This window comes from Cryobacterium sp. LW097, assembly GCF_002205495.2.
GTDB classification, from domain to species: domain Bacteria; phylum Actinomycetota; class Actinomycetes; order Actinomycetales; family Microbacteriaceae; genus Cryobacterium; species Cryobacterium zongtaii.
On the sequence record NZ_CP021992.1, the window covers coordinates 2277551 to 2299750 of the forward strand.

Genomic DNA, 22200 nt, shown 5'->3' on the forward strand with positions numbered 1-22200 from the left:
GTCACTCCCCCTCGGCCGCCCGGTCGAGCAGGACAACATCGTCCAGACTCACCAGCCGGGTGGCGACGGCGTACTCCACCAGTCGAGCCCGCCGATTGGTGGCCAGATGGCCGGTACCGCCGCGAAGCCCGGCGACGCCGAGCTTGTCGAGTTTGCTGCAGACATTGTCGAGCTTGCGGTTGAACGTGGTCATACTCCAGCCCAGCCGGGCCGCGGCCTCCGCCGAGCTGGGAATGGCGCCCCGCCCGGGCACAGCCTGGGTGAGGATGCTCTCGGACAGGGCCACGATCAGCAGGCGCTGACTCGTCGTGAGGGTCACGGGCAGGATGGTGGTGGTACCGCCCTCGTGCGAGGCCGACAGCGAGGTGTTGTAGAAGTCGGACTCGGCGTGGATGGTGAAGTCGTAGGTGGACGAGCCGGCGCTGAACATCACGTGCATGGTCTGGAAGACGATGGGCAGTTTGGCACCGGGCGCCAGCCAGGCCTGCACCGTGCCGGTGGTGTCCGACACCGTCGCAGACAAGAGGTTGCCCACGTTCGCGATCCACCACATTCCGTAGTCCTCGTAGAGCCGCAGGAAGGTGCGGTGCAGATACGGATTGTCGTCGATGGTGAGGTCGGACTCGCGCCCGATCGAGAAGTCCGCTCCGGGCTCCACCCCGTACCACTCGCCGCAGAATTCAATCCGCAGCGGCTGCACGGGCGTGATTTCAGCGGTTGCAGGCACGGTTGGCCTCCGAAATCTTGCCGTCGGTGCGTTGCAGGTAGATGTCCACGCAGACCGTGCTGCCGGGCACGACGCCGTCAACGGTGATGTCGGCGACAGTGCTGAGCTTGGGCTGGTTGGGGGTTTCGGCGCGAGCCCACCTGTAAACGTCGCCGTCCAACGGGGACGGGTTGCTGACCGTGAAGGTGACCTGACTGCCGTCTTCGGAGGTCGCGGTGCCCTCGAGGACCGGCGCCGGCACTCCGGCGGCGGAATTCACGCTGTCCGGTTTGGCCGGTACCGGAGAGGCGCTGGGGGTGAGGGCGGAGTTGTCGATGCCGGTGAGGGTGACCGCGGCGACCACGGCGCCGATCAGGAGCACGGCCGCGGCTATGGACCCGATCATCACCAGGCGGCGACGGCCGGATGCGTTCTCTATCGGGGCATCGTCGGCGGCGGCGGGCGCTGAAACGGGTTCCTGTGCTCGTACCGAGCCGCGGGGGCGTACGACGGTGGCTTCCTTGGCCGGGCTGGGGGTGCCGGGGGCGGGCGTGCCGGCGTCGGCGCTCCTGGCGGGAGCGCTGCCGGATGGGGCGCTGCCCGGTTCGATCACCCGGGCGCCGCGCACGCGTGTCGCGTCCGCCTGATCCGGTTCGGCGTGCGGCGCTGCGGGCGTCGCCGGGGCGGCCCGGGCCGGAGCCGGGGCCTGCGCGGCGATTGACACCACGGAACGCGCCCGGGTCTCGTCGTCGCCGGCCGGCGCATCCGGTTTGCCGTGCTCGGTGCCCGCGATGGTGGGGATGTCGATACCCGTTGGCGCGTAACCGAGTTCGAGCTCCACCCGCTGGAGGGCGCGAGCGAAGTCCACGGCGGTGGCGAACCTGTCGTCGCGCCGGGTGGCCATGGCCTTGGCCAGTACGGCCACGAGCGAGCGCGGCACATCGTCACGGCCGATGGGGGTGATGGCACCGCGTTCGATGCGACCGATCAGATCGAGGGTGCCGTTGGACCGCCCGTGGATCTCGAACGGCGTCTGTCCGGCCAGGAGGGTGTGGATGGTGGCGGCCAGCGAGAAGACGTCGCTGCGCACGTCGGGCCGCGGGTCGTCCTCGAACATCTCCGGCGGCGACCAGGGCACACTCATGCCGACCGACTGGCTTTCTCCGGCGCCGGTGGACTCCGACCCGGCCGGGCGGTGGTTACCGGTGCTGGTTTGCACGGGCAGTTCCTCGTCGAGGCTCGACGAGATGCCGAAGTCGGTGAGGGCGGGCCAGCCGAAGTCGTTGGTGAGAACGTTGGCCGGTTTGATGTCGCGGTGCAGGATGCCGGCCGAATGGGCGGTCGCGATCGCGCCGGCCAGGCGCACTCCGGTGCGCAGGGCGTCCTCGACCCCGAATTTCTGGCGCTTGTAACGTTCGGCCAAGCTCGGGCCCGAGCAATGCTCCATCACGAAGTACGGCCGGCCATCGCCCGCGACATCGGCGTGGTAAATCGTGACGATGTACGGATGGGTCGACAGTTGCGCCATCAGGTTGGCTTCGTCGACGAACTGCGCCTGGGTGGAGGGGTTCAGCTGTTCGGTGAGCAGGACCTTCACTGCGACCCGGCGCCGGGGCAGGCGCTGCTGGTAGAGGAACACGTCGGAGAAGCCGCCGGAGCCGAGGACGGAGACATATTCGTAGCCGGGCAGTTCCGGGGCGACGGAAGGTGCGCGGCGCATCACTCCTGGCCGACCGTGAGGGTGATGCCGCTACCGAGGTCGATGACGGTGCCCACGATGACCGCGGTGGGTTCGCCCTGGCGCAACTTCTGGGCCGGCTTGCCCGGCAGCACGACCAGGGTGCCGTTGCGGGAATGCAGGTCGGTGACGACGACGGTGTCGCCCTCGACGGTGAAGTGCACGTGGTTGCGCGACACATCCTGGTCGGCACCGCCCAGGCTCACCAGTTTGGGCACGAGGCCACCGGAGATCTTGCTGACGCTCGGCGCCCGACCCACCCGGATCGGCTGGCTGAGCGGTTCCCGCACCCCGCTGGGCAGCAGCAGGTAGAGCCGAGGCGCGACGGCGGCTGGTTCGGCGGCGATACGGCGACGCGAAGCGCGCATCCTCTGGATGTCACCGCTCATCACGGTGTGGCCGTCGTGGTCGCCTGGCAGGTCGCCGTCGAGCTCGTCGCCGTCGAGCTCGTCGCCGTCGAGCTCGTCGTCGTCCGGGTCGGTGTCGGAGGGCGCGACAACTGCCGGCGCGACGGGCTCGTCGTCATCGGCCTCGGCTTCAGGCCGCACGGCCGCCTGCTCGACACCGCGCATCACGGTCGCACCGAACAAATGGTCGTAGCCGCCGGCGGGGTCGGCGTCGGGCTCTGGGGCCGGCTCGGCGGGCGGTGCGTTGGCAGGCTCCGCCGCCGGGATGTCGGAGATGGTCTGCTCGCTGGCCGGTTCGGCGATCGGGCGGGCCGGCGGCAGCGGTGGCGGTGCGGTCTTCGGCGCTGCCGGCGGCGGCACGATCTGCGCGGTCGGTTGCACTCGAACGGGCTCGACTCGAGTCGGCTCGGCCCGAGTCGGCGACGCCGCACTGGCGCCGTCGACGGCCAGGCGCAGGCGACGGGTGCGCACCATGCCCGCCCGGAGGGGAAGGCCGGCCCCGAGTGGCAGGGCGGCGAGGTCATCCGTGCCGATCGGGTCGGCATCCGCAACAACGGGCACAGCGGTCACCGAGAGAGCGGTGACGTCCGCTACGGAGCGCTCCACCCAGGTTGAGATGCCCAGGCCGCCGATCGACAGGTCACCGTCGGCCGTGGTCAGAACGACCTCGACTTCTCCGCGCACGAAGACCCGTACCGTCGCCGGCACGGAGTCATCCCAGGTGAGAAGAGCGAACGGCGGGGTCTTGGACAGGCCACCGGCGGTGAGTTCGTCGAGCACGGCGCGGGCACCCTGCTCGCTCGACCCGGCACCGACCAGGCTCGCCCAGACGCGGGCGCCGGCGGCGGAATCGGCGGCGGGCAGGAGCACCAGACGGTCCCCCGTCGCTGCCGCCAGCCATCCGCCCCGGTTGTCGTCGTCGTACGAAAGCACAGATCCCCCCATTGCCGTTCTTCAGTCCGGATTCGTGTCGCGTGGCCGCGTATCTTCAAGATTCTGGTGCAACCCTGCCGGGCTTTCGCGGGTCACATCGTTGTCCGGGCCGGGATCACCCCATGTCGACTCGACGATGACGACGGTGACGTTGTCCCGGCCGCCCTTGGCCAGCGCAGCGGCGACGAGCACGTCGGCCAGTGATCCGAGGTCCTCGGGAACGGCGTGCGAGGCCAGCAGCTCCGCGATCTCGACGACCGACAGTTCCTTGGTGAGACCGTCGGAGCAGAGCAGGAAGGTGTGGCGTCCGGTCGCGGGCAACAGCCAGACATCCGCGTCGACGAATTCGTCGGCCCCGATGGCGCGGGTGATGACGTTGCGGTCCGGGTGTCTCTCGGCATCCATCGCCTTGATCAAGCCTGCGTCCACCATCTCCTGAACCGCGGAGTGGTCGACGCTGAGCTGCTCGAGGGTACGACCATCCCAGGTGTAGATACGGGAGTCACCGATATTGAACGCCATCCAGTGAAAGCCGACGTCGTCGCCAGCATCGACGAACGCGACGCCGGTGAGGGTCGTGCCGGACACTGCGGTACCGAAGTCGTCAGCAGCGCTGAGGTCGCGCACCGCGTCGTTCGACGAGTGGATCGCGTCGAGGATCCGCTCGGGGGTCGAGGGCACGCCCTGTTCGATGTGGTCGTCGAAGACCCGGATGACGGTCTGGCTGGCGGCGTCACCGTGCGCGTGACCACCCATGCCGTCGGCGACAAAGAACACCGGTGACTGGGCCAGATAGCTGTCCTCGTTGACCTTGCGCACCCGTCCGACGTCGCTGCCGGCACTGAAGCTGAAGTGCACGCTCGAGTCGCCGAGGGTGATCGCACTCTCGCCGTTGACTGCCATGTGCACTCCGAAAAAATCCGTCCGGCTCCGATTCGGAGCGCTTCCGCCCTGTTCGGGGGAAGTCGAGGTACCACCGTACCAATACCCCGGGCTTGTTCAGACGCACTCTGATCGGGAAATACGGGCGTCGCACTCCCCTTCGGCCACCTCGGCCGGTCGGGGGATGGTCGCGGCACCGTACCGGCGATACCCTCGCGGTATGAACAATGAAGAACTCCGCAAACTCGCGACAAAGCGGCTCAAGGCGCGCCGTGACTTCTGGAACTATTGCGGCGTCTGGCTCGGGGTTTCTCTCATCGTCATCGCCGTGTGGTTGTTGACGGATCCGGGCGGGTATTTCTGGCCGATCTGGCCGATCGGCGGCATGGGCATCGACGCCTTCTTCATCGGCCTCGACGCCTTCGGACCCAACCGGGGCATCATCACCGAAGACGCCATTGACGACGAAGTCGCCCGAATCACCCGCGGCAACCAGCGCGGCGCCGCCAAGTAGCCTGCGGCCGGCTGCGGGCAGAACAGAACCGGCCACCCCGAGGGGCGGCCGGCCAGGTACTTCTGCGTGCTGACTGGCTAGATCAGCCAGGTGTACTTCTGCACGATCGGCAGTGCCTTCCAGGTCTTGCCGAAGCCCCACGTGTCGCCGGCCGCGAAGACGGCGACGACGATCAGAGCCAGCGCGTAGATGATGTGGTAGTCCACCAGCGGGTTGGTCGAGGCCGCGCCGGCGGCGAAGGGCCACTCGGCCAGGTACATGAAGACCATGATGAGGCTGCCGGCAACGGCGCTGACCCGCAGACCCACACCGAGCATGACGGCGAGTCCCACGGCGATCATGCCGAGCATGAAGAGGAAGTCCACCAGCGGGCTGGCGATTCCGACGAAGAAGGGCTGCAGCGGCCCGGTGACGCCGGGGCTGTTCAGGAAGCCCTGCGCCGGGGTTCCACCGTTGAGCCAGGCACGCTCGGCGGGAGTGGAGAAGCCCAAACCGAAGGTCTTGTCGAGGAACGCCCAGAGGAAGATGAATCCGATGGCCAGTCGCAGCACCGCGAGGGTTCGACGCTGGAGCAGGGTGGTGCCGGTCGTCGCGGCGGGGGCGGTGACCGCTGCCCCGCGAGTGGTGCTGGTGGCCATGGGAGGTTTCCTCTGGGTCGATTGGTGTCGCCCGTGTCGTCTGACAGTGGGCTGTGAGTCCCAGATTCCCAGCCGGCGTTCAGCAACGACAGGGTCGAACGTCCCAAAACAAAAATGCCCGGCCTCCTTCGTGAGAAGGAGGCCGGGCGTTGGTGACCCCAACCGGATTCGAACCGGTGTTACCGCCGTGAGAGGGCGGTGTCCTAGGCCGCTAAACGATGGGGCCGTTTTTGCAACTTCACGAGTATGCCACAGCCTGGTTACCGAGTTCAAATCGAGCGCGTCGTCCGCGCGTCGTGCGGGGTGCGGGTGCGGGTGCGGGTGCTCGCAGGATGCGCGTGTCGCGCGTTGCCCGCGGTCTGGTTTGGGTATTAGCTCGAGACATGAAGTTGACCAAACTCGAACACGCCGCACTCGTCCTCGAAGCCTCAGGGCAGAAGCTGTTCATCGATCCCGGCTCGTTCACCACCGCGCTGACCGAGACCGCCAATGCGGCCGCGATCGTGATCACCCACGAGCACGCCGACCACTGGACACCCGAGCAGTTGAACCGGGTGTTGGCCATGAACCCCGGCGTTCCCATCTACGGGCCGACCGGTGTCGCCGCGGCGGCCGGTGACATCGCCGTGACAGTGGTCGCCGAGGGAGACACCGTTGAGGCGGGCCCGTTCACGCTGCGGTTCTTCGGCCAGAAGCACGCCGTGATCCACTCGTCCATCCCGGTGATCGACAACGTGGGGGTGCTCGTGAACGACGAGCTGTTCTACCCCGGTGATGCGTTCACCATCCCCGAGGGAGTCACGGTGAAGACCCTGGCCGTCCCGGCAGGGGCGCCGTGGCTGAAGATCAGCGAGGTCATCGACTACGTTCTCGCGATCAAGCCGGTGCGCAGCTTTCCGACCCACGAGATGGGTTTGTCGCGGAGCGGCAAGGACCTCGCCGGCTCCCGCATCAAGTCCGCCACGGAACAGAACGGCGGCACCTTCTTCCCGCTCGAACCCCACGAATCGCTCGACCTGTAACCGCATATCGAAGGAGATCTCATGCGCTTCTCGTTGCTCATCATCAAGGCTGAGACCAGGGAGGGCGATATCTCCGAGGAGGAGCTGCCGCCGTTTCGGGAGCTGTTCGACGCGTACGCGGCGTCGTTACAGGAATCGGGCGCGTTGGTCGCAGCGGATATCTTCAGGCCCGCCGCGGAGTCAACCACGGTGACGCTCCGCGGCGGCAGCAGGGAGGTGCGCGACGGTCCATTCATCGACGCCGTCGAATCCCTGTCCGGCTGCTTCGTGATCGACGTGCCGAACCGGGCCGCCGCGCTGGAATGGGCGGAGAAGTGCCCTGCCGCACTTTACGGAGTCGTCGAGGTGCGCCCGGCGGCCCTGGCCTTCCACGACGGTCGCTGGCGCGGCGAGAACCGACGCTAGGGACTGTCGACGAGTTCAGGGGCCTTGACCAGGGTTTCGGCCGATTCGCGCCGGTTCACGAGAACCGACGAGAGGAAGGCCGCGCAGATCAGGAACACCCCGATGAGACCCGTGACGATCTCCGGGATCTCAAAACCGATACTCAGAAGCAGGATGCCCGCGAGCGCACCGATGGCCCAGTGGGCGCCATGGTCGAGGTAGATGTAGTCGTTGAGGGTGCCCTGGCGCACCAGGAAGATGGTGAGCGATCGGACGAACATCGCGCCGATCAGACCGAGACCGAGCAGGATGATAATCGGGTCCGCGGTGATTGCGAACGCGCCGATGACGCCATCGAACGAGAAAGAGGCGTCGAGGACTTCGAGGTAGAGGAAAGAAAAGAACGCTGCCCGGCCGGTGAGCACGGCAAGCGTGGACGCGCCGCCGCGTGTGGTGTCCGACACTGCCTCGGCCGCGTCGCTGCCCTCGAACAATGACCCGAGTCCGTTCACCAGAACGTACGTGATGAGGCCGAGCACGCCGGCAACAAGGACCACAGAGGCATCGTCGGCAATGGCAGCTCCGCCCAGCAGGGCTGCGAGCGCGACAACGTAGGACAAGGAATCGAGCTTTCCAACCCGTGCGAGCGGCTTCTCCAACCAGCTGAGCCAGGTGATGTCCCGCTCTTCGAAAATGAAGTCCAGAAACAGCATGAGCAGGAACATTCCGCCGAAGGCCGCAATCTGCGGGTGGGCATCGTGCAGATAGTGGCCGTAGGTGCCGACGGTGGCCGGGTCACCCTTCTGCAGGGCCAGGGTGATGACCTCGCCGAAAGACAGACCCGTGGTTGCGGACACCAGGATGAGCGGCATGATCAGGCGCATCCCCACGACGGCGATGAGGATGCCGATCGTGAGGAAGATCTTCTGCCAGAATTCCGACATTTTCTCCAGCACCCTGGCATTGACAACCGCGTTGTCGAATGACAGCGAGATCTCCATCAGCCCAAGGATCACGCAGAGGGCAACCGCAGCCCAGCCGCCGTAAACCAGCGCGATGACGAGCGCTATCAAGGACACGATGAGCGACCACGAGAAGTGGTGGAAGAAGGTTTTCATGCTGACTTGGTTGGGATCACCCGTTCGGGCTCTCCGCATCCTTTCTGACAAATTTTGCGCGACGATGCAGTTTTTTGACCTGTCTCACCGGGTCTCGACAGGCTCGACTAACGCCGCAGGCTCGACCAACGGTACAGGCTCGACGAGCCCGCGCGCGCTCGCGGCGAGGACAGCACTGTCGGCGACGCCCGAGATCCGGGCCCGCGCGGCAAGCTCGTCGGCGGCGTCCAGGACGGCTCCGGTGATCTCCTCCCGAACTCGTTGCAGTGAAGACCGGGTGCGGTCTCGGCGAAGGCCGCGATGGGAGCGCCGGCAACTGCTCCTGCAACGAGTGCTCCATTGAGCAAGGTGAGGAGGAGCAGACGTCTGTTGTTTAGCAAGCTTCACCTGTGTCCTCCAACGACCTCACAAACCAGGCACCCGCGGCGGGGCTATATACGACAGTTATTGTCGACAAACCACGCGGGTTCGGTGGCTGGGGTGCAGCCTCCCCGCTGGGCAGGGTGACCGTTCGGGTGGAGCTGTCGTAGCAGGTGGTGACCATCACAGATCCGAAGGGGACGGTCGTCCCATCCGCTTCCAGGCCCCCAGAATATGAGTCCTCTACGGTGCTGGTGATTCCCCCGGTGACCACGTAGCCCTGATCGGCGATGGCTTGAGCCGTGGTGATGACAGAGGTATTTGCTGGAGGGACTGCAACCGCGTTGATTCGCTCGGGTGAAACTCCCTTCTCCGCAATAACAGCGTTCATGATCTGGACGAACTGAGCGAGGGTCGCCTCGGCCGCGACCACAGCCTCAGACTCGCTCGTGGGAGCAGCCGCTGAGGTGGGTGTCGGCGCGGGAGCCGCCGAGCTCTGTGGAGTAGCTGTCGCGGCGGTGGCTTCAGGGGTCGGCGCAGCCTGTGGCGCCGGGCTCGAACAACCTGCCAGAATCACTGCGGCCACCAGGGACGAGCCCAAAAGGCCAAACGTGCGCTTCTGACTGATTGACATCGGGGTGATCAGCGTGGTCATGGTGCTCCTTTGAAGGACTGGAAGTACATCAGATGCGATGAGTCGGCGAGAAGTCATGGTCGTTCCCGGAAGGCGTCCACGGGCGAGCTCGCCGTGGTGGTGATGGCGCTCACGGTGCCTACCTCCCCCAGGGGAACATTGAGCCCACTGTCGTCAACGAACACGCTGAGGTCCGCGCAGGCGAGGCCGGACTGCGCCACCGAGGTCTGCGCGGCCAGTTGTGCGCTGGCCTGGGCGCCGGCGGTCGTGCGGGACAGCGACGCGTCCCGGGCCGCGGCGACAGCGGCGGATTCGACGGCGTTGCCGGCCAGGGCCACCCGGGCGCCGACCACTAGCAGCAGGATGACCAGTACCAGCGCCGGCGCGATCAGCACCAGCTCGACGGACATCGAGCCGCGCTCGCCGGAGCCGTGCAGCCGCCCGCGCAGCCATCGACGTAGCCTCATGGTGTGATCCACCGTTCTACCGGTCCGGACACTGTGCGTTCCACTCGGGTGTCCCAGCCGGGAACCAGCGTGGGTGCGTTGCCGCTGACGGTGACGGTCACGGTGGTGATCGTTCTATCCACCACCACCACCACGGCACCGTCGAGCACAGTGCCGGTCTGCTGGGCAGAAGCAGTGCCGGCGGCCACGCCATCCGCCGCCACGGCGTCATACAGCCGGGCCGCGTTGTAGGCGCTGGACGCTGCGGCCTGGGCGATGTTGCCGGCGTGCAACCACACCGCACCCTGCACAATGACGAAGAAGACGCCGAACAGGATCGGCAGCACGATGAGGGCTTCCACCGTCTGTGAACCGCGCTCTGACGCCCCCTCACGACGAAGCGCCGTGAGGGTGGTGCGGAAACGCGGTCGTCTGGCCATGGTCTGCGGCTTAGCCCGGCAGCTTGCCGACCTGGGCCTGTACGAACGCCGTCACCGCGGCGATGACGATACCGGCGATCACGAGGATGCCGACGACGAGGAAGATCCACTCTACGGTCTTCAGGCCGGCGTCTCCGGTGGAGCGCACCAGACGGGCGCGGCGGCGGACTTCGGTGACGAGGCCAGGGTATTCCGCTCGCAGGGTGAGGTCCGGGGCCAGCCCAGGGGGCTGGGCGCCGGCCATGTCTGCCGAGAGCCCCGGTGTTCCACGAACCGTTCGGCTGGAGAGGTGTCTGGCGATGTCGCTCACCGTGGCGGTGACATCCGCCGTCACGACGACCTCACCCACCACCCCGGACACATCTTTCACGGCAAGTCGAAGCTTCATTGTTGTTCCCCCAGGGGCGACCATACGGCATGGGGCCCTCGGGTGGCGCTTTTTTGCTTCTGATCGGGAAACTTCTTGGTTCCTAGGCGGGCTCCGCAGTGTTCGGCGGCACCAGGTGGCCGGCGAACCAGTCGGCGGCCAACTCGGCGGCGGCGCCCAGGGCGCCCGGTTCCTCGAACAGGTGGGTGGCGCCGGGTATGACGGCCAGCCGGTTCTCGCAGCGCAGGTGTTTCTGTGCCTCGCGGTTGCCCTCCAGCACGGTGATATCGGCACCGCCGACGATGAGCAGGGTGGGAGCGGTCACCAGCGGTAGTCTCGTTCCGGCCAGGTCGGGCCGGCCCCCGCGAGACACGACAGCGGCAGTATGCGTCTCGGCATCGCCGGCCGCCCACAGGGCTGCGGCGGCTCCGGTGCTGGCACCGAAGTAGCCGATCCGGCATCCGGCGGTGTCGGACCGGTCGGTCAGCCAGCCGGTGACGGCGACCAATCGCCGGCCCAGCAGCTCGATGTCGAAGACGTTCCCCCGGTCCAGCTCCTCCTCCGGCGTGAGCAGGTCGAACAGGAGGATGCCCAGCCCGGCCTCGAACAGCACATCGGCCACGTACTGGTTGCGGGGGCTGTGCCGGCTGCTGCCGCTCCCGTGGGCGAAGAGCACCACGCCGGTCGGCGACGCGGGCAGGTGCAGATGCCCGTTCAGGGGCACGGTGTCGACGGGTATCTCGACCTCGTCGTCGACCCCCGGCTCGAGGTCCGAGTCGCCAGCACCCGACGGCCCGGTGAGCCGCCGTGCCGCCTCGTCGAGCAGCCGAGCGACCTCGTCGTCGGTGGTGGCCGAGAAGTCGGTGTAGAACTGGCCGACCGCCCAGAAGGTCTCCGGCGCCGCCAGGTAGACGATGTCGTCAGCGCCGGTCATCTCCGCCCTGGTCGAGGCGGCGATCACGGGCACCGCGAGGATCACGGTCGCGGCGCCGAACCTGCGGGCCACGTCGCACGCCACTCGTGCTGTCGCCCCCGTAGCCACCCCGTCATCCACGATCACGACGGTTTTGCCATCGAGTGGGATCCGGTCGCGGCCCGGCCGAAGTCGCTCGACCCGCGCGTCGAGGTTCACCCGCTCGCGAGCTTCGACCGCGCTCACCTCGGCGTCGGTCACCCCGGTCAAGGCCACGGTCGATTCGTCGATGAGTTGCTCCCCGCCCTCGCCGATGGCGCCCATCGCGAATTCGGGCTGGAAGGGCACGCCGAGCTTGCGCACGACGATGACGTCGAGAGGGACGTCGAGTGACGCGGCGACCTCGTACGCCACCGGCACTCCCCCGCGGGGAATGCCGAGTACCACAATGTCCTGCCCACGCAGGTAGTCGAGCTGCAGGGCCAGTCGACGACCGGCTTCCACGCGATCAGTGAAGAGCACCATCGGCCCATGATCGTCCCGCACGCCCTCTGCCGCTAGACATCACATCCAGAGTGCGACCATCACGGACTACACGGGCCCGACTCTCACGGCTTCGGGTCGGCCCAGCTCGGCTTACCAGTCCGACCGCTCAGCAGGGCGACGGATCGCACGGCGATGCTCCCGATCAGCATCGTGGCGACCCCAGTGGCGAGCCACGCCCACACCGCGTGGCCTGGACCGCCCCAGAGCGCCAGCCAGTGTGCCGTATAGGTTCCGCTGGAGGCCGCGGTGAACGTGAATGCCCAGAACCCCAGGGTGAAAGGCAGCCGCCAGTAGGTGCCCAGCATCATCAGTTGCACGAGGATCAGCACGACGAAGGCACCGAGCAACATCGTCTCGACCAGGTCGACGCGGCCGCCGTTGACCGCGAACCACGCGTTTCCGGCGACCGCCGGCGGTGCGGACCAGATCGCGAAGGTCGGCAGGAGAGCGTCGGGCGGCGCCGGGCGGAACGCCATCCGCGCCAGGATGATCGTGCCCAGCATCAGCCAAAACAAGATACCGACAGCGATGGCCGCTTCGCCCAACAACGTCCAGCCGAACGTGCCTGCCCCCTGCCCGATGATGAACGCTGCGGCGACGGTGGGCAACAGGTAGCCGCCGTGGATGCTGTCGATGCTGCGCTCGCGGAGAGCGAACTGAGCAAGAAACCAGGTGCCGAAGAGCAGGCCGATCACCATGAATACACCCGTGGCGATGCGGCCGGCGAGCGGGAAATACTGCGCGTAGTGGGTGCAGACCAACAACGCCGACGTCGGTGCGAGCGACGCGAAAGGGCCCTGCACGGGGTCGCGGAGATCCTCGCCGATGCTGCCGCCGTGATAACCGGATCGCCGGAGGTAGTTCGTGACGACGACGATCCAGGCGGCTGCCGCGAGCATCCACATTCCCTCGGCGATGATGTTCGGCGTGAGCGAGGTGTGTGCGGCCATGGTCCAGGTGCCGGCCAGGCCGGACAGCCCGAACGGGATGCCAAGGCTGCTCAGCGGAGCCCGACCGGTGCGGGTGCTGCGGACGCGCGACCTCGGCGCAGGTGTCATGGCGTTGTCTCCTCGCGGACGGACGTGGCTGGTGAGCGTCGTGCCCACATCGTCAGGCATGTCGATCCCGCCCGGTCAACGCTACGCGGGGTGAAGCGGGACTTTCGTCACAGTGAGGCTCGACCGAACCGATGGTTTCGAGTCTCGGAGTTTGAAGCACTCGGTGCAACACCCGGAGACTCAAAAGCCGCCGCCAAGGTCGGCAATGGGCTGTCTGTCGTCCCTGATCTTGTCGCAGAAGCGGCAGCCGTGGTACCTCGGCGCGTCCGGCGAGTCCTGCTTGATGACCCATTTGTGCAACCCGAGCCGGCATCGAAGTCGTCGTTTCATCTTCAGCTCCCTCAGGTCAAGGTGACGCCGTTTGCCCCCCAAGCTACGCCGGACGACGCGGTCGCGCTCGTGATCAGGCGACCAGATTGAAGGTGCTCGCGAAACGGTCGAGCAGGTCGGCACGTCCATGTAGCACCTTGATCACCCCCGTTGTGATCGCACGAGCCGGTGCGAGCTCACCCAGAATGAGCAGGTGGATGTCCGGACCGGCCACAAAGGCGAGGTCTGCTGGTCCGTCCCCGCGGGTCACGTCCAGGGTTCTGCCCTTTACCCTGATGAGCAGCTCGGCGCCACCGAATTGCGCCGCGTAGGCGGTGGGGGGCAGCTTCGCTGCCACCTGGGCGCGGAACGTCGTTCGCAGATCCATCGTCAGCGAGTCGGGAGTGATGACTTGCTCATCCCGCGGCTGACCCATCGCCTTGAAGCCCCAGGCGCCGAACGCCAGCACAACGGGCTCGAGCTCGCGGCCGTACGGCGTCAGCTCGTAGACGATCACGCGCGAGCGCGGTGCCCGGCGGATCACACCGGCCGACTGCAGTTCCTTGAGTCGCGCCGCCAGGATGTTGCTCGGGATGCGAGGCAGTCCCTCGGCGAGTTCTCCATAGCGGCGCGGCCCAACGAGCAGGTCGCGAACAATGAGCAGGGCCCAGCGCTCGCCCACGAGTTCCATGGCGCGGGAGACACCGGAGTACTGCCCATAGTCGCGTGCAGCCATCGCTGGCTAGGCCTGCTGGTTCAGGACGGCGCCCGGCCCCTGCTCGGCGGCGACCGGCTCCATGTAGCCGAACTCGACAATGTTGCCGTCGGGGTCAGTGAGTTGACGCTGATACATGAAGCCGTAGTCGGAAGGCTCCTGCGCCTCCGTGCCTCCGGCTGCGACGCCCCCGGCGACGCTGGCGTCTACCGCTTCCCGGCTGTCCAGGAAGATTGCGGTCGACACCGACGGGTTCACGGCCGGGTCACCGAGGGGAAGCTCGGTGAAGGTTTGGAAATACGCGCGGACCAGCAGCATGATCGCGCTGTGATCCTCCTCTACGACGACGCAGGCCGCGTTGTGATCAGTGAAAAGCGGGTTGATGGTGAATCCGATCGCCGTGTAGAAGGCCTTCGCGCGATCCAGATCGGTCACCGGCAGATTGACGAACATCGAAGTCATGGTGCTCTTCCTTTCGTGGGTTCGGTATCACTGAGGGGTCCGGAGATGGACACCATCCACACTTGCAAAAAACAAGTAGCGTGTCAAGGGTTGGGCGCCCGGCCTGGTCTTACCTGCCGTCGATGATGGACATCAGCCCGGCAAACGCGAAGATCCCGGGCACGACGTAGAGCAACGTGCAAAAAAGGAACCGGGGCGACCTCCTGCCCGGTTACCCGTTCATCCCGATATCGACGAGCGCTGGCAGCAGGTAGAGCACGTCGGACCGGTACGTGACCGGCCTATACAGGTGGAACCACCGGTCGAAACCTCGCTCAAGAGACAACCGCTGGGCGCGATCGACTCCGGTGGGCAGGTCGCTGCCGAGCCTGTTGTTCGAGGTCGCGTCGAGGATGAGGTGCGGCAGCGGCGCAGGCAGCCTGACGGCCAGATAGTGCCATCGGCTCGACCGGCCCGCTCGGCGCACCAGATTGCCGAGAGACTATGAAGAGATACCACAGGTCATTGATCCCCCGACACTCACGCTAGTGGGCACGCGGACACCGGTCGACCGGATCAGCTCGCGGCGTCTGGTCAGCCTGGCGGCGGGCCCGGCTCCGCGGGCCGCACGTACTCGTAAACATCGACATGGTCACTCTTGAGCACGAACCGGGTGAGACTGCGCGTCGTCTGCGCTAGGTCAGCGATGGTCTCGTCACCGTCGGGGGAACACGCTTCGGCACCGATCCCCTCGTTGAGCCCTTGAACGGGATGGGCCACGAGCAGGCAGGTAGAACCGTAGCGAGATTTCCCGCTCCAGACGGTGAGGTACCCGTAGGTTTCGTAGCGCCGCATCGCATCGGCATTCAGCCCCAGCCGGTTGAGAGTGCCGTGCGGGTCGTTCGGCTCATCGGCCTCCGTGCCCTCCGACACCAGCCCGAGAATGGCGTCCGGGGGAAATGCGTAGTTCGGCGTGCGCACGTAGTCCGGCGCAGATGGCTGCATCCACGCGACGATGGCCGCGGTTAGGGCGAGGGTCGTGATGGTCCCGCCGAGGATCGTCAGCCAGCTTCGGCGGCGCCGCCACCACGGCGCCACGGGGGCTTCGCCGATGGGAACGGAATCCGCGATCAGACCCTCGGCGGGGTCGCTCTCGGTGACCGCCCGTGAGTCAGGGTCGGGGTCGGTGACCGCGGCCTCCAGTTCGGTGAGCCGAGCCCGAGCCGCCGCATCCCCCGCGATGTCGGCATTCCGTCCGTACGCGCGTCGCCGCAGGCGCTCCAACTCGGTGGATTCGTCGAACTCGCCGGGCGCCGGCGGCACATCCATGTCCTCATTATCCGCGCGGGCGGGACAGGAGGAAAGGGGCTACCTGTTAGGGGCCGTCATCTGACAGGACAAAAGCCCGGAGCACCGACCGGAGCGGCTTCATGCTGGGAGCCGTGGTGTCCGGTGCTCTGCACGTCGTCTACATGCTCGTTCCTCGAGCCTGGCCGTCACACCGGTCCGCCTGTGCGAGGTGCTGCCTACCGGAAGGGCACAGGGACGTGGGCGGCCTTGGCCCAATCAAACCGGATGCGTTGACCGCCGGTTTCGTTCAGTATGTAGGCCTCAAGCTTCATGACGCGATGGTCGGCGATTGCCTGATCGGTTCCCACGATGTCGAATCGATACCTGCTGGAGTGCTCGGTCACGAGGACCGCACCGATGCCGGGAAAGATGACGAACATTTGATCCGTAAACAACAGTGTGTGTTCGTAGTGCCGACGAAGATTCTGGCCCAGTTGCGGGAAACTACGGAGCGATTCGACCGGGCGCACGATGGCTGTCATGGTGATCATGATGTAATCCTCAGCCCGCAAGGTAAGCACCAGGTTAACTACCGGTGGGCGTCTGCTGGGAATTCACGCGTCGCGACTTCGTGCTGAGCGGGTGCGATGAGGAAGGTGATGATCGACGCTACGACCAGGGTCACGGCCCCGGCGAGCATCGCCGCGCTGAACCCGACCGCGAACGCTTCCCGGGCAGCACGTGCGAGGGCCTCGCCTTCCGGGCCGAACGAATCGGCGATGCCGATCGCGGCACCGGCGCCGGCGTCGACGACCTGGCGCACCTGGTCGGGAATCCCGTCAAGCGCCGGCTTGATGTCGCTCCGGTAGAAGCTGATCAGGACACTCGAGAGCACGGCGATTCCGAGCACGCCGCCGACCTCGCGGGTGATGTCGTTGACGGCGCTCGCGACGGAGCGCCGCTCCGCGGGGAGACCCTCAATGATGAGTTGGGTTCCGGGGGTGATCCCCATGCCAAACCCGATGCCGAACACCAGGACGCCGGCTCCCAACACCCAGATCGAAGCATCCACCCCGCCGGCCAGGCCCGCTGCGCAGACGAAGAGCCCGACCCCCATGAGCAGCAGGCCCAATGAGCCGGGTACGCGTGCACCAAACCTCCTTTCGAGTGCGGCCGATATCCCGATGCCTGCGCCGACGCCGACGGGAACGATGAGCAGGGCCAGAGCCGCTCCGAGCGGCGTGTACTCCAACACGATTTGCAGATACTGCGGCGAAAGCACGAAGAACCCGAGCGAGGCGAAAAACTGAACGGTGACGATGAGGGATCCCGCGGCCAGTCCACGATTGGCGAACAGCCTCACGTCGAGCGACGGATCTTTCGCACGCAACTGGTGCACGACGAACGCCACGAAACCCAGAGCGCCGACGGCGAGCGCCAGCAGGGTGACGAGGTCGAGCCATCCGCGCTGAGGGCCCTCAACCACGCCGAAGACGAGCCCAGCCAAAGCGATGATCGACCAGAGTGCGCCCAACGGGTCGAGAGAAAGCCGCGGGTTGCGATTTTGCGCAACGAGCATCAGTACCGGGATGATCAGGGCAACGGCGACGCTGCCGAACACCAGTTGCACGCTTCCCCACCAATACGCTTCGAGGAGAGCACCGGCGATGATCGTGCCAGCCACCGCGCCGGCAGAGCTGACCCCCGACCACACTCCGATGGCAAAGGTTCGTCGCTCGGGCGGATACGCATCAACGAGCGCGGAGAGGGTTACGGGAAAGACCGCGGCGGCGCCCACCCCGGCAATGGCCCGCAGGGCGATGAACCAGCCGGGGTCGGGCGCGAACGCTGACGCGACGTTGGCCGCCCCGAAGATCAGCAAGCCCATCACGAGAATCGTGCGCCGCCCGACTCGGTCAGCGGCGATGCCCGCAGTGAGAAGGAGGGCGGCGAAGGTCAGGGCGTACGCATCGATGATCCAGGTCAGCTCGGACTGGTCAGCCTCAAGGTCGATCGCGATGTCGGGCAAGGCGATCGCCAGTGCCGAGTTGCCCGCAACGACCAGCGCGAGGGCGGCACAGAGCACAACAAGCAGCCCACGAAGCTGAGTCGGGTTGAGCGGCATGTGCGGTGCGGCAGTGGTGGGTGGGAGTGCGGTCATGACTATTCCCTTCCTTTAGCTCCTTTACCGAGTGTCTCCGTTACGGAAGGAAATGTCAACTATGATGTGGCCATGGCGAAAAACAGCGACATCCCGGGAGCGGAGCAGGTCGAGCGCAGCAGAATGTCGGCTGCAGAACTGTCGTGGGCGCTGCGCTCGGTGAATCGCGCCGCGTCCCAGCTCGAGCACGCCCTGGCCGCCAAGGTGGGACTGCGCGCCCTCGACTTCGAGGCGATGGGTCACATCATGGATCTGGAAGGAACCCAGCTCGGGCCGGCCGAACTTGGCCACCGTTTGGGCATCAGTACCGGCTCGGCGACCGAACTGGCGGACCGCCTCGAAGCTGCGGGCCACATCGCGCGCGCCCGGGATGCGACTGACCGGCGTCGAGTCAACCTAGTGCCGCAGGCTTCCGCCGTGGGTCGCATCCTCGGAGAGCTCGCCCCGCTCTTCACCGCCCTGGACAGCCTCGCACTCGAATTCTCGCCCGAGGAGCAGGCCGCGATCAGCCGATACTTGCGTGCCGCAGCAGACGAGCTCCAGACGCACTCTGCGACACTCACCTCGTCTTCGTCTGACGAGTGATGGTCAGCCGGCGCCGACCGGCAGTTGAGTCATGAGGTCCAGGGTGTCAGCGTTGAGCCAATTTTCGATGACCCGATCGTTCGCGATTCGCAGGATGTCGGTGCCGTGGAAGGTCATTACCCTGCCCACCGGCGCTCCGACCCCCGGGCATGCCGCCGCCGTAGTGTCCGGTTGCCACCCCACGGACCACGACGTGGTCGCCGTCGACGAGGGGACCGACGTCGATCGAGAAGACGAGGTCGGACATGAGGGTTCCCATCTGCACGACGAGGTCCTTCATTCCGGAGACGCCGCCCACGGCGCTGTCGCCCCCATCGAACATGGCGGCGTGAACACGGTTGTCGTCGGAGATGATCTCCTCGGCGATCGCTTCGTCGCCGTTCCACATGGCGACCCAGTCGGCTACGAGCATGTTCGCCCCATCCCGGTCAGAAACGGCGAGGGTGTTGTCCATGTTTCCCGTTTTCTTCTCCGATGCGATCGTCGTTCTCGGTGAGGGCCAACTGGTCTTGCCGATTGACGTCCGCGCCCCACCGGAACGCTCCAGCCCCACGATCGACATCGCGGCCACACCCGAAGAGGTTTGGGACGTCCTTTCCGACTTCCCTGCTTACGGCGACTGGAGCAACTTCTCTCGTGTGGACGGGGTCCCGGAAGTCGGGAACAGACCCAAAATGCGCATGCCTGGATTTTGGTTCACATCGACGGTCACCGCTGTCACCGAGAGCCAGGAACTGCAATGGTCGGCGACGATTATCAGGGCGGCCCTGTTCCTCGGCGAGCACAACTTCACCCTCGTCCGCAAGACCGACGGCAGCACTCAGGTAACCAACACCGAGACCTTTTCCGGCGTCCTCACCAGGCCCTTCGAAGGCCTCTTCGCGAAGAGTCACAATGCGGGAGGGTATGTCGCGTTCAATCAATCGTTGAAGAGCCGGGTGGAGAGCCGGGCATCAATCCATCGCTAGGCCGGCGTCGCGGGCGTGCTGGTGACGTCACTCTCCCGAGGGGGTCACAGTTCTCTCTGGCCGAACGTTCGGGGGTCGACCGGCCGCTGGGCATGGGGCAGGTTCCCAATGACGAGCCGATAGGACTCGGTGACGAGGTCGTCGACAAGATCCTTCTCCAGGGTTCCGTCGGGATGCAAGGTGATCCAGTGCTGCTTGTTCATGTGGTAACCGGGGGTGATATCCGCGTACTGCTCGCGCAGAGCTCTTGCGTCCTCCGGGTCGGCCTTGAGGATAACGATCGGCTCACCGGTGATCTCGGTCATCAGCATGAAGACCTTCTCGCGCACCTTGAAGACGTCCCAATCCGGCCCGAACGGATGCTCCAACGTGGCCCCCGGGAGCTCCCAGACGCGGTTACGCGCATGCTGCCGCAGCGTGTCGCCCTTCATGGTCACCCTCCTGAAGTCTCTCTCGCTCCGCACGGTGCCGCGGCTGCGCTCCCATTCCAGCAGACGGCTCGGCCGATAGAAATTCCCGCGGGGATACTCCCGGTCGGACGCGACAACGGGTGAGGTGAATCGATCGAGCCATCCACCGGCGGATGATTGAGTCATGAGTCCACACCGCACGATGATGCACGCGCTGCGAAATACAACGCACGGCGGACCACGACTGCTGCAGATGCAGCAAATCCCCATCCCGAGCCGCGGCCCGGGAGAGGTACTCGTAGAAGTACATGCCGCCGGTGTCGCTTACCCTGACGTGCTGCAGTCGCGCGGCGAGTATCAGCTGAAAGTTCCGCTTCCATTCACTGTGGGATGTGAGTTCTCCGGCATCATCGCTGACGCTGATCCCGATTCCGGATTCGTCGCCGGCGACCGGGTCCTTGGCGTAGCTGGTTCCGGCGCGTTTGCCGAGTACGTCGTCACCCCTGCCGATCGGGTGTTGCCCTTGCCCGATAGTGTCGACTTCATCCAGGGTGCGGCGATGCCGATAAATGTGCTCAGCGCTGAATTCGCCTTGGGAGAGCGCGGCAATCTTCGTGCCGGTGAGACGGTGTTAATCCACGGCGCCGCGGGCGGGCTCGGAGTGGCGCTCACCCAACAGGCGAAGCTACGGGGCGCATCCGTCATCGCTGTGGTCTCCACGCCTGAGAAGGCCGAACTGTCACGAAGCATCGGTGCGGATGACGTCATCTCCCCCTTCGACTTCCTCACCGAGGTCCGCCGCATCACGGATGGGCGTGGGGTGGATATGGTGTTGGATCCGGTGGGCGGTGAGCGCTTCACTGATTCGCTGCGGGCGCTAACTACCCGCGGCCGCTTGCTCGTTCTCGGTTTCACCGGAGGGAGCATCCCGACCGTTCGGGTGAACCGCCTTCTGCTGACCAACACGACGATCGTTGGTGTCGCCTGGGAAGGCCTCATGCCCTCACCGTCGGTGTCTCTCCAAGACCAGTGGGCGCGGCTTGTTCCTGATGTCGCCCGGGGTGCGCTCGCGCCGGTCATCGGCGAGGTCGTCCCGTTCACCCAGGCACCGGAAGCAATCGCCGCGCTGGATGAGCGCCGCGCGCTCGGAAAGACAGTTCTTCGTGTCAGTGGCGACGGATGGGCGGCTACGAGTTAGACCACTCCCTCAGGTTGGCGCGCATCAGCGTTCGTTGGCGCCGGTGCCTCCCAGTAGATCGCCAAGCAGGGGCCCACGATGTCCCTCACGACTTGCGCGCTCGACTTCTATCGGGTCCAGGGCCTGGTCACCGTCCGGCACCGGACCCAGCGCTTCGAGCTGTTCGACCACAACGCTCGACTCCTTCGCTTCCTTCTTCAGCCGCTTCTTCGCGGCCTTCTCAACAAGGACCGGAACGAAGTCACGAACCCGACCCCCATCCAACTTCCCATGCTCCTCGTCGACGACGTCCGCGATATGGCCGCGCTCCAGACTCGGGAACCGTTCCGCCAACCGATCAATCACCTGATCGATGGCTTGAGTTTCATCTAGCTCGCTCATGTGGACATTCTCTACTGGTGACCCTCCCCCGACAACAGCTGGCAGTGCCAAATGTGGGCGAAAGGCGAAGCCGAAAGGGCGAAATGGTTGCGTCCCTGATGACGGCGAAAATTGACTCACAGTCCGCTCCGCCGTAGGGTCTGAGTGTTGCCCCAGACCCCGGCAGCGGTTTTATCCGCAACGATCGGGGGAGCATAAATGCTTGACAGCCCGCCTCGCCCCGGCATCGGTGGCGCATCCAGGAACACCAGTTCTGTCGAGACAACCGAAGACGCGGCGAATTCTGTAACTGATGCCGCTAACCTCGCCTACACGCTGTCCTCAGAATTGGAATCGGTGGTGCGAGCCGTTCCTGGAGTGGACTCTCTGTATCCGACCGAGCCCGTCGTCGCGACGATTGTCGGTGCCATTGTCGACGCGCTGACGCACCGAGAACGCACGTCCAACCTGGTTGCCGTCACCATGGGAGACGCGGGGATAAACGTGTCCGTGGCTTTTCGGGCCGTCAGCTCTGAGCCGGCCACCGAAGTGTGCCGGCTCGTATTTGACTCGATCGCCATGGTCCTCGATGCCAGTTCGATCACGCGCATCGATAGCATCCACGTGACAGTTGCCAGCATCGGCTGATGTATCGCC

At 66.0% G+C, this 22200-nt stretch carries 28 protein-coding genes and 1 tRNA gene; 7 read left to right on the forward strand and 22 right to left on the reverse strand.

Going from position 1 to position 22200, the window contains the following annotated elements:
* Nucleotide 1: 1 nt before the first annotated feature.
* From B7495_RS10490 to B7495_RS10505, 4 genes are read right to left on the reverse strand one after another with little or no spacing between them, the layout of a single operon-like run.
* A complete protein-coding gene (locus tag B7495_RS10490) occupies nt 2–727 on the reverse strand; it encodes a hypothetical protein (protein WP_240632198.1) in 726 nt (241 codons plus the stop codon).
* Nucleotides 711–2426 (reverse strand): serine/threonine-protein kinase, encoded by a 1716-nt coding sequence (locus tag B7495_RS10495; protein ID WP_088456518.1) that lies wholly within the window; start codon nt 2424–2426, stop codon nt 711–713. The genes B7495_RS10490 and B7495_RS10495 overlap by 17 nt, the downstream gene beginning before the upstream one ends.
* Entirely contained in the window at nt 2426–3784 is a 1359-nt protein-coding gene (locus tag B7495_RS10500) for an FHA domain-containing protein (protein ID WP_088456519.1), read from the reverse strand. Before B7495_RS10500 ends, B7495_RS10495 begins: the two co-directional genes overlap by 1 nt.
* Nucleotides 3785–3805: 21 nt before the next feature.
* Nucleotides 3806–4687, reverse strand: coding sequence for a PP2C family serine/threonine-protein phosphatase (locus B7495_RS10505; RefSeq protein WP_088456520.1), 882 nt, complete (start codon nt 4685–4687; stop codon nt 3806–3808).
* Between the two features lie 199 nt (nt 4688–4886).
* Here B7495_RS10505 and B7495_RS19080 point away from each other — a divergent pair, with 199 nt between their 5' ends.
* Nucleotides 4887–5180, forward strand: coding sequence for a 2TM domain-containing protein (locus B7495_RS19080; RefSeq protein WP_168195304.1), 294 nt, complete (start codon nt 4887–4889; stop codon nt 5178–5180).
* A 77-nt stretch (nt 5181–5257) separates the two neighbouring features.
* On the opposite strand, the gene B7495_RS10515 is transcribed toward B7495_RS19080, so the two are convergent.
* Nucleotides 5258–5818, reverse strand: coding sequence for a DoxX family protein (locus B7495_RS10515; protein ID WP_198415728.1), 561 nt, complete (start codon nt 5816–5818; stop codon nt 5258–5260).
* Between the two features lie 150 nt (nt 5819–5968).
* Nucleotides 5969–6044: transfer RNA gene (locus B7495_RS10520), tRNA-Glu, on the reverse strand.
* 157 nt (nt 6045–6201) lie between these two features.
* Between B7495_RS10520 and B7495_RS10525 the strand changes: the two genes are divergently transcribed.
* Nucleotides 6202–6840 carry an MBL fold metallo-hydrolase gene (locus B7495_RS10525; protein ID WP_088456522.1) on the forward strand — a complete coding sequence of 213 codons (639 nt, stop codon included), beginning with the start codon at nt 6202–6204 and terminating at the stop codon, nt 6838–6840.
* Nucleotides 6841–6861: 21 nt separating this feature from the next.
* Nucleotides 6862–7245 (forward strand): YciI family protein, encoded by a 384-nt coding sequence (locus B7495_RS10530; protein WP_088456523.1) that lies wholly within the window; start codon nt 6862–6864, stop codon nt 7243–7245.
* Here B7495_RS10530 and B7495_RS10535 read toward each other — a convergent pair.
* The 13 genes from B7495_RS10535 to B7495_RS10595 all read right to left on the reverse strand — a co-directional run bounded on the left by B7495_RS10535 (nt 7242) and on the right by B7495_RS10595 (nt 18022).
* Nucleotides 7242–8342, reverse strand: coding sequence for a DUF475 domain-containing protein (locus tag B7495_RS10535; RefSeq protein ID WP_088456524.1), 1101 nt, complete (start codon nt 8340–8342; stop codon nt 7242–7244). The genes B7495_RS10530 and B7495_RS10535 overlap by 4 nt on opposite strands.
* A 373-nt stretch (nt 8343–8715) precedes the next feature.
* Entirely contained in the window at nt 8716–9357 is a 642-nt protein-coding gene (locus tag B7495_RS10540; protein ID WP_134479812.1) for a hypothetical protein, read from the reverse strand.
* Between the two features lie 53 nt (nt 9358–9410).
* The gene (locus B7495_RS10545; RefSeq protein WP_088456526.1) at nt 9411–9803 is read right to left on the reverse strand and encodes a TadE/TadG family type IV pilus assembly protein; all 393 of its coding nucleotides are present in this window, start codon (nt 9801–9803) and stop codon (nt 9411–9413) included.
* The gene (locus B7495_RS10550; protein ID WP_088456527.1) at nt 9800–10222 is read right to left on the reverse strand and encodes a TadE/TadG family type IV pilus assembly protein; all 423 of its coding nucleotides are present in this window, start codon (nt 10220–10222) and stop codon (nt 9800–9802) included. The genes B7495_RS10545 and B7495_RS10550 overlap by 4 nt, the downstream gene beginning before the upstream one ends.
* A 10-nt stretch (nt 10223–10232) precedes the next feature.
* Nucleotides 10233–10610, reverse strand: a complete 378-nt coding sequence (locus tag B7495_RS10555) for a hypothetical protein (protein ID WP_134479808.1) — start codon at nt 10608–10610, stop codon at nt 10233–10235.
* Nucleotides 10611–10692: 82 nt separating this feature from the next.
* Entirely contained in the window at nt 10693–12027 is a 1335-nt protein-coding gene (locus B7495_RS10560) for a phosphoribosyltransferase (RefSeq protein WP_088456529.1), read from the reverse strand.
* An 83-nt stretch (nt 12028–12110) separates the two neighbouring features.
* Complete coding sequence (locus B7495_RS10565) at nt 12111–13106, reverse strand: C4-dicarboxylate transporter (protein ID WP_166789000.1); 996 nt, start codon at nt 13104–13106, stop codon at nt 12111–12113.
* A gap of 403 nt (nt 13107–13509) precedes the next feature.
* Nucleotides 13510–14151, reverse strand: coding sequence for a helix-turn-helix domain-containing protein (locus tag B7495_RS10570; protein ID WP_088456531.1), 642 nt, complete (start codon nt 14149–14151; stop codon nt 13510–13512).
* A gap of 6 nt (nt 14152–14157) precedes the next feature.
* Entirely contained in the window at nt 14158–14592 is a 435-nt protein-coding gene (locus B7495_RS10575; RefSeq protein ID WP_088456532.1) for a VOC family protein, read from the reverse strand.
* Between the two features lie 211 nt (nt 14593–14803).
* Entirely contained in the window at nt 14804–15058 is a 255-nt protein-coding gene (locus tag B7495_RS10580) for a hypothetical protein (RefSeq protein ID WP_088456533.1), read from the reverse strand.
* A 107-nt stretch (nt 15059–15165) separates the two neighbouring features.
* Nucleotides 15166–15900 (reverse strand): hypothetical protein, encoded by a 735-nt coding sequence (locus B7495_RS10585; protein ID WP_088456534.1) that lies wholly within the window; start codon nt 15898–15900, stop codon nt 15166–15168.
* 197 nt (nt 15901–16097) lie between these two features.
* Nucleotides 16098–16412 (reverse strand): hypothetical protein, encoded by a 315-nt coding sequence (locus B7495_RS10590; protein WP_088456535.1) that lies wholly within the window; start codon nt 16410–16412, stop codon nt 16098–16100.
* A gap of 38 nt (nt 16413–16450) precedes the next feature.
* On the reverse strand, nt 16451–18022 hold the full coding sequence (locus B7495_RS10595; protein ID WP_088456536.1) for an MFS transporter: 1572 nt from the start codon (nt 18020–18022) through the stop codon (nt 16451–16453).
* A gap of 72 nt (nt 18023–18094) precedes the next feature.
* Here B7495_RS10595 and B7495_RS10600 point away from each other — a divergent pair, with 72 nt between their 5' ends.
* The gene (locus tag B7495_RS10600) at nt 18095–18607 is read left to right on the forward strand and encodes a MarR family transcriptional regulator (RefSeq protein WP_088456537.1); all 513 of its coding nucleotides are present in this window, start codon (nt 18095–18097) and stop codon (nt 18605–18607) included.
* Nucleotides 18608–18653: 46 nt separating this feature from the next.
* Here B7495_RS10600 and B7495_RS19345 read toward each other — a convergent pair whose 3' ends face one another.
* Complete coding sequence (locus B7495_RS19345) at nt 18654–19061, reverse strand: ester cyclase (RefSeq protein ID WP_240632199.1); 408 nt, start codon at nt 19059–19061, stop codon at nt 18654–18656.
* Between B7495_RS19345 and B7495_RS10610 the strand changes: the two genes are divergently transcribed.
* Nucleotides 19060–19575 carry an SRPBCC domain-containing protein gene (locus tag B7495_RS10610; protein ID WP_166788813.1) on the forward strand — a complete coding sequence of 172 codons (516 nt, stop codon included), beginning with the start codon at nt 19060–19062 and terminating at the stop codon, nt 19573–19575. The two genes, B7495_RS19345 and B7495_RS10610, sit on opposite strands and share 2 nt — an antisense overlap.
* A gap of 44 nt (nt 19576–19619) precedes the next feature.
* Here the strand turns inward: B7495_RS10610 and B7495_RS10615 are convergent, their stop codons facing one another.
* Nucleotides 19620–20006 (reverse strand): MmcQ/YjbR family DNA-binding protein, encoded by a 387-nt coding sequence (locus B7495_RS10615; RefSeq protein ID WP_088458038.1) that lies wholly within the window; start codon nt 20004–20006, stop codon nt 19620–19622.
* Between the two features lie 163 nt (nt 20007–20169).
* Here B7495_RS10615 and B7495_RS10620 point away from each other — a divergent pair, with 163 nt between their 5' ends.
* Nucleotides 20170–21183, forward strand: a complete 1014-nt coding sequence (locus B7495_RS10620) for an NADPH:quinone oxidoreductase family protein (protein ID WP_240632200.1) — start codon at nt 20170–20172, stop codon at nt 21181–21183.
* Between the two features lie 24 nt (nt 21184–21207).
* Here the strand turns inward: B7495_RS10620 and B7495_RS19350 are convergent, their stop codons facing one another.
* Nucleotides 21208–21564, reverse strand: a complete 357-nt coding sequence (locus B7495_RS19350) for a three-helix bundle dimerization domain-containing protein (protein ID WP_240632201.1) — start codon at nt 21562–21564, stop codon at nt 21208–21210.
* Between the two features lie 198 nt (nt 21565–21762).
* On the opposite strand from B7495_RS19350, the gene B7495_RS18815 reads away from it, so the two are divergent.
* Nucleotides 21763–22191, forward strand: a complete 429-nt coding sequence (locus tag B7495_RS18815) for a hypothetical protein (RefSeq protein ID WP_134408406.1) — start codon at nt 21763–21765, stop codon at nt 22189–22191.
* The last annotated feature ends 9 nt before the right edge of the window (nt 22192–22200 follow it).